5 protein-coding genes are annotated in these 6,224 nt (G+C 69.1%); all 5 read left to right on the forward strand.

Annotated features, from left to right (window positions below; genetic code table 11):
* The first annotated feature begins 110 nt into the window (after positions 1-110).
* The 5 genes from murD to murB are packed head-to-tail and all read left to right on the forward strand — an operon-like array spanning position 111 to position 6,151.
* Positions 111-1,520 (forward strand): UDP-N-acetylmuramoyl-L-alanine--D-glutamate ligase, encoded by a 1,410-nt coding sequence (murD, locus tag P8X75_14200; GenBank protein MEJ1996336.1) that lies wholly within the window; start codon positions 111-113, stop codon positions 1,518-1,520.
* A complete protein-coding gene (locus P8X75_14205; protein ID MEJ1996337.1) occupies positions 1,517-2,641 on the forward strand; it encodes a putative peptidoglycan glycosyltransferase FtsW in 1,125 nt (374 codons plus the stop codon). The genes murD and P8X75_14205 overlap by 4 nt, the downstream gene beginning before the upstream one ends.
* Positions 2,638-3,771 (forward strand): undecaprenyldiphospho-muramoylpentapeptide beta-N-acetylglucosaminyltransferase, encoded by a 1,134-nt coding sequence (murG, locus tag P8X75_14210; protein ID MEJ1996338.1) that lies wholly within the window; start codon positions 2,638-2,640, stop codon positions 3,769-3,771. Before P8X75_14205 ends, murG begins: the two co-directional genes overlap by 4 nt.
* Entirely contained in the window at positions 3,771-5,204 is a 1,434-nt protein-coding gene (gene murC / locus P8X75_14215) for a UDP-N-acetylmuramate--L-alanine ligase (GenBank protein ID MEJ1996339.1), read from the forward strand. The genes murG and murC overlap by 1 nt, the downstream gene beginning before the upstream one ends.
* Positions 5,201-6,151 (forward strand): UDP-N-acetylmuramate dehydrogenase, encoded by a 951-nt coding sequence (murB, locus tag P8X75_14220; protein MEJ1996340.1) that lies wholly within the window; start codon positions 5,201-5,203, stop codon positions 6,149-6,151. The genes murC and murB overlap by 4 nt, the downstream gene beginning before the upstream one ends.
* Positions 6,152-6,224: the final 73 nt, after the last annotated feature.

The raw sequence follows: 6,224 nt of genomic DNA on the forward strand, positions 1-6,224 counted from the left end.
CTTCGAAAAGAAGGGCTGGGCCGAGCCCACCATCGTGATCCGCTTCTGGATCATCGCCTCCGTGCTGGCCCTCATCGGCCTCTCCACCTTGAAGCTGCGGTGAGGGGGGCATGATCGATCTTTTCTACATGAACGGTCTGCCGGTGGCGGTGATGGGCTTGGGCAAGTCAGGCATCGCCACGGCGCGTTCGCTCATGGCCTCGGGCGCCGAGGTTCTCGCCTGGGACGATAACGAGGACACGCGCGCAAGGGCGCGCGAGGCGGAGATCCCCCTGACCGACCTTTCCACGGTCAACTGGCCGGAGATCCCGACGCTGGTGCTCTCGCCCGGCATCCCGCATCTGCACCCGCAGCCGCATCCGGTGGCGGCGGCGGCCCGCGAGGCCGGCGTCGAGATCGTCTGCGACGTCGAGCTGCTCGCCCGGGCCATGCGCGAGGCGCGCTACCTGGGCGTCACCGGCACCAACGGCAAGTCGACCACCACCGCGCTGATCGGCCACATCCTGCAGCTGGGCGGCGCCAACGTGCAGATCGGCGGCAATCTCGGCACGCCCGCCTTGGCGCTGGACGCGCTCTACGAGGGCGGCACCTACGTGCTGGAGCTCTCCAGCTACCAGTTGGAGCGCATCTTCTCGATCACCTTCGACACCGCCGTGCTGCTGAACATTTCGCCGGACCATCTGGAGCGTCACGGCGGCCTGGACGGCTACATCGCAGCCAAGCGCCAGATCTTCCACCGCCAGACCAAGCCGCGCGCCGCCATCATCGGCCTGGACGATCCGCATTGCCGCAAGATTCATGAAGAGCTGGCGGCGGCCGGTGACCAGATCGTGATTCCCATCTCCTCGGCTGGGGCGCCGGTCCCGGGCGGCATCTATGTCATCGACGGCGTCCTCTTCGACGATCAGGAAGGCGAGGCCATCGCCGCGATCGACTTGAAGGAAATCGCCAGCCTGCCGGGCGCGCACAACTGGCAGAACGCGGCTGCGGCCTATGCGGCCTGCAAGGCGCACGGCGTCGACCGCGCGGTGATCACCGCCTGCCTGCGGTCCTTCCCCGGCTTGGCGCACCGTCAGGAGTTGGTGGCGGAGGCTGAGGGCATCCGCTTCATCAACGATTCCAAGGCCACCAACGCGGACGCCGCGGCCAAGGCGCTGGCCTGCTACGACGACATCTATTGGATTTTGGGGGGACGCGCGAAGGAGGGCGGGCTCGACGGCCTGGAGCCCTTCTACCCCAAGGTGAGACAGGCTTTCCTGATCGGAGAGTCCAGTGAGGCCTTTGCCGCCCAGTTGGATGGCAAGGTCTCCACCCGTTCCTGTGGCGGCCTCGACTCCGCCGTCGCCGAGGCTTATGCCCTGGCGGCGGCGGAGCGGCGGCCCGCTCCCGTAATCCTGCTCTCACCCGCTGCGGCTTCCTTCGACCAGTTCGCCAACTTCGAGGCGCGCGGCGAGGCCTTCAAGGCGGCGGTCCAGGGCGTCCTGGGCAAGGGCGCGGTTCAGGCGGGAGGGGCGCGATGAGTTCCTTTGCCCGCACCGATACCTCGACGCTCGGCCGCTGGTGGTGGACGGTCGACCGCTGGACCCTTCTGGCGCTGGGCCTGCTCATCGCCTTCGGGCTGATCCTGACCATGGCCGCCTCTCCGGCGGCGGGCGGGCGCATCGGACTCGACGGCTTCCATCTCGCCAAGCGGCAGCTGGTGCTCATCCCGCTTGCCGCCGCCATTCTCTTCGGCACCTCGCTCCTGAGCGTGAAGCAGGTCCGGCGCCTCGCCGTGATCGGTTTCCTCGGGTCCATCGTCATGCTGGTGGCCACGCTCTTCCTGGGCACCGAGATCAAGGGCGCGGTCCGCTGGATTTCCGTGGCGGGCTTCTCCCTGCAGCCCTCCGAGTTCGTGAAGCCGACCTTCGCGGTGGCCGCGGCCTGGATGTTCGCCGCGGCGAAGGAGGAGGACGGTTTCCCCGGCACCTGGATTTCCACGGGCCTCTATCTGCTGGTCGCAACGCTGTTGATCCTTCAGCCGGACCTGGGGCAGACGGTGGTGGTGACAGCCGTATGGGCGGGCCAGTTCTTCCTGGCCGGTCTGCCGCTGCTCCTGGTCGTCGGCCTCGCGGTCTTCGCCATCGCGGGCCTGATCGGCGCCTACTTCCTGCTGCCCCACGTGGCCGCGCGCATCGACGGGTTCCTCGATCCCGAAGCGGGCGACCGTTATCAGGTGAACCGCTCGCTGGAGGCCTTCTCCAACGGCGGGCTGCTTGGCACCGGGCCGGGCGAGGGCTCGGTCAAGAACCTGCTGCCGGACTCCCATTCGGACTTCATCTTCGCCGTCGCTGGCGAGGAGTTCGGGGCGCTGGTCTGCCTGTTCATCGTCATGCTCTTCGCCATCGTGGTGCTGCGCGGCATGCAGCGGCTCTGGGGCGAGAACAGCCTCTTCGTGCTGCTCGCGGCCTCAGGCCTTCTGTTCCAGTTCGGGCTCCAGGCGCTGATCAACATGGGCTCGACCCTCCACCTCATGCCGACCAAGGGCATGACGCTTCCCTTCATCAGCTACGGCGGCTCCTCGCTGCTGGCTCTGGCCTTCGGCATGGGCATGCTGCTGGCGCTGACCCGCAAGCGCGGCGCGCTGGAGGAGGAGCAATGATGGCCGGGCGTCAGCGTCTTGCGATCCTGGCTGCCGGCGGCACCGGCGGCCACATGTTCCCGGCCCGCGCGCTGGCCGAGGCGCTGCTTGAGCGCTCCTGGCGCGTGGCGCTGGTCACCGACAAGCGGGGCGGCGGCTTTGGCGAGAGCCTGCCTGAGGTCGAGACCCGGCAGGTCCGCGCGGGCGCGGTCGCCGGGGGCGGCTTCTTCGGTAAGGTGAAGGGCGTCATCAATCTGCTGCTGGGCACGACCCAGGCCATCTCCTTCATGACGCAGCGCCGCCCGGACGTAGTCGTGGGTTTCGGCGGTTATGCCTCGATCCCCGCCCTGATGGCCGCGGCGCAACTGCGCCGCCCGATCCTGCTGCACGAACAGAACGCGGTTGCAGGCCGCGCCAACCGCCTGATGGCGGGCAAGGCGCGCCTGATCGCCACCGCCTACGACAAGGTAAAGGGCCTGAGCGAGAAGGAAGCGGCCAAGACCCGCTTCATCGGAAACCCGGTCCGGCCCGCGATCCAGGCTATCGGCGCCCAGCCCTACGAAGCGCCGGGCGAGAGCGGCCCGATCCGCCTTCTGGTGGTCGGCGGCAGCCAGGGCGCGCGGGTTTTCAACGAGATCGTGCCCGCAGCGCTCGCTCTGCTTCCCGCCGAGCTTCGCGAACGCCTGGAGCTTTCTCAGCAGGTTCCCGGAGAGGGGCGCGAGGAGATCGCTGCCCACTACGAGGGCATCGGCGTCAGCGCGACGCTAGAGACCTTCTTTGAAGATATTCCGGAGCGCTTGGCCGCCGCCCATCTGGTGATCGGGCGCGCCGGCGCCTCCACCATCGCGGAGCTTTCGGCGGCGGGCCGCCCGGCCATCCTGGTGCCCTTCCCGAGTGCTGCCGACGACCATCAGACCGCCAACGCCCAGGCCTTTTCCCATCAGGGCGGCGGCTGGGTCATGCCCCAGTCCGGCCTCAGCCCCGAGAAGCTGGCACAGCGTCTGGGTGAGCTTTTCACCCGTCCGAGCGTGCTGTCCCAGGCCGCCGCGGCGGCGCTGGCGCTGGGCCGCCCGGACGCGGCCAAGCGCCTGGCCGAGGTGGTGGAGACGGTTGCGGCCGGCAAGAGCATTGAGCACGAGGAGGCCGCCTGATGCGCGAAATGCCCCTCGACATCGGCACCATCCACTTCGTTGGCATCGGCGGCATCGGCATGTCCGGCATCGCCGAGATCCTGCACAACCTCGGTTATCAGGTGCGCGGCTCAGACATGGCCGAGAACGCCAACGTGACCCGGCTGCGCGGCATGGGCGTCGAGGTCATGGTCGGGCAGAAGGCCGAGAACGTGGCCGAAGCCCGGGTCGTCGTGGTCTCCTCCGCGATCAAGGGCGACAACCCAGAATTGAAGGCCGCGCGCGCCGCCCACATTCCTGTGGTTCGCCGGGCGGAGATGCTGGCCGAGCTGATGCGCCTCAAGTGGTGCGTCGCCATCGGCGGGACCCACGGCAAGACCACCACCACCTCGCTGGTCGCTCAGCTTCTGGACGGCGCCGGGTTCGATCCGACGGTCATCAACGGCGGCATCATCAACGCCTACGGCACCAACGCGCGCCTGGGTCAGGGCGAGTGGATGGTGGTCGAGGCCGACGAGAGCGACGGCACCTTCGTCAAGCTGCCCGCCACCATCGCGGTGGTCACCAACATCGACCCGGAGCACCTGGATTTCTATGGCAGCGAGGAGCGGCTCTACGAAGCCTTCGACTCCTTCGTCGCCAACGTGCCCTTCTACGGTTTCGCCGTGGTCTGCATCGACCACCCGCAGGTGCAGTCGCTGATCGGCCGGGTCACCGACCGGCGGACCGTGACCTACGGCTTCTCGCCCCAGGCCGAAGTGCGCTGCGTGAACCTGCGCGCGGAGGCGGGCGGCCAGCTGTTCGATGTCGCGGTATCCGCGCGCGGCGAGGAGCCGCCGCTGGAGATCAAGGATTTGAGCCTGCCCATGTTCGGGCGGCACAACGTCTCCAACGCGCTGGCCGCCGTGGCCGTCGCGCTTGAGATGGGCGTCACCGCCGAGCAGATCCGCACGGCCCTGGCGGGCTTCAGCGGGGTCAAGCGCCGCTTCACCAAGACCGGCGAGGCGCACGGCGTCACGGTGATCGACGACTACGGGCATCACCCGGTGGAGATCGCCGCGGTGTTGCAGGCCGCGCGCAGCGCGACCAAGGGCAAGGTGATCGCCGTGATGCAGCCGCACCGCTACACGCGCCTCAAGAGCCTTTTCGAAGACTTCTGCGCCTGCTTCAACGACGCCGACGAGGTCATCATCGCCGAGGTCTACGCCGCCGGAGAGACGCCGATTCCGGGCGCCGACCGCGACGCCCTGGTGGAAGGGCTGCGCCAGCGCGGCCACCGGCACGTGGCGGCGCTGGAGGGGCCGGAACTGCTGCCCGAGATGATCCTTGAGCGCGCGGCGCCGGGCGATCTCGTAGTCTGCCTGGGCGCGGGCAACATCACCGCCTGGGCCCAGAGCTTGCCCGAACGGCTGGAAGCACTCGGCCCCAAGAAGGTCGCGGGGGGTGCCCTATGAACCCAAGCCGCGCCACCCGGGACCTGCGCCTGATCGACCGGCTGCCGCCGGTGCGTGGCCGCTTGACCGAGAACGCGCCGCTCGACCGCGTCACCTGGTTCCGCGTCGGCGGTCCGGCCGAGGTGCTGTTCAAGCCCGCCGACCGGGAAGACCTGATCGACTTCATGAAGGCCAAGCCCGCCGATGTGCCCGTCATGGTGCTGGGCGTCGGCTCCAACCTTCTGGTGCGCGACGGCGGCGTGCCGGGCGTCGTGCTGCGGCTGGGCCGCGCCTTCGTCGAGCTCGCGCCCGAGGAGGGCAGCGTGCTCTCCGCGGGCGCCGGGGCGCTCGACATCAATGTGGCCAAGGCGGCCCAGCTCGCCGGCATCGCCGGGCTGGAGTTCTTCTGCGGCGTGCCGGGCACCCTTGGCGGGGCGCTGCGCATGAACGCCGGCGCCTATGAAAAGGAAACCCGCGACGTCCTGATCGAGGCCGAGGCCGTGGATGGCTCGGGCGGACTGCACCGCGTCGCGGCCGCCGAGCTCGGCATGAGCTACCGCCACTCCGCGGCGCCGCAGGACTGGATCTTCCTGTCGGCGCGCTTGCAGGGCGAGCCTGGCGACCCGGAGGCCATCGCCAAGCGGATGGAGGAGATTCAGAACCGGCGCGAGGAGAGCCAGCCGATCCGCACGCGCACCGGCGGCTCCACCTTCAAGAACCCGCCGGGCCACAAGGCCTGGCAGTTGATCGACAAGGCGGGCTGCCGCGGCTTGACCCTGGGCGGCGCCCAGGTCTCCGAGAAGCACTGCAACTTCCTGATCAATCAGGGGGGCGCCACGGCCCACGACATCGAAGCGCTGGGCGAGGAGGTGCGCCGCCGCGTCAAGGAGACCAGCGGCATCGCCCTCGAATGGGAGATCAAGCGGGTCGGCGTCGGCGCCGGCGAGACCGGGGGAGGCGCGTCATGAAGAAGCTGCGCGTCGCTCTCCTTTACGGTGGTCGCTCCGCCGAGCGGGAAGTCTCCCTGGTCAGCGGCGAGGC

It is taken from the genome of Limibacillus sp., assembly GCA_037379885.1.
In the GTDB taxonomy this organism is placed as follows: domain Bacteria; phylum Pseudomonadota; class Alphaproteobacteria; order Kiloniellales; family CECT-8803; genus JARRJC01.

Excerpts from the sequence above, each read along its gene's own strand:
- murD (MEJ1996336.1), top strand. The coding sequence starts at position 111 with ATGATCGATCTTTTCTACATGAACGGTCTGCCGGTGGCGGTGATGGGC.
- murC (MEJ1996339.1), top strand. The coding sequence starts at position 3,771 with ATGCGCGAAATGCCCCTCGACATCGGCACCATCCACTTCGTTGGCATC.
- P8X75_14205 (MEJ1996337.1), top strand. The coding sequence starts at position 1,517 with ATGAGTTCCTTTGCCCGCACCGATACCTCGACGCTCGGCCGCTGGTGG.
- murG (MEJ1996338.1), top strand. The coding sequence starts at position 2,638 with ATGATGGCCGGGCGTCAGCGTCTTGCGATCCTGGCTGCCGGCGGCACC.
- murB (MEJ1996340.1), top strand. The coding sequence starts at position 5,201 with ATGAACCCAAGCCGCGCCACCCGGGACCTGCGCCTGATCGACCGGCTG.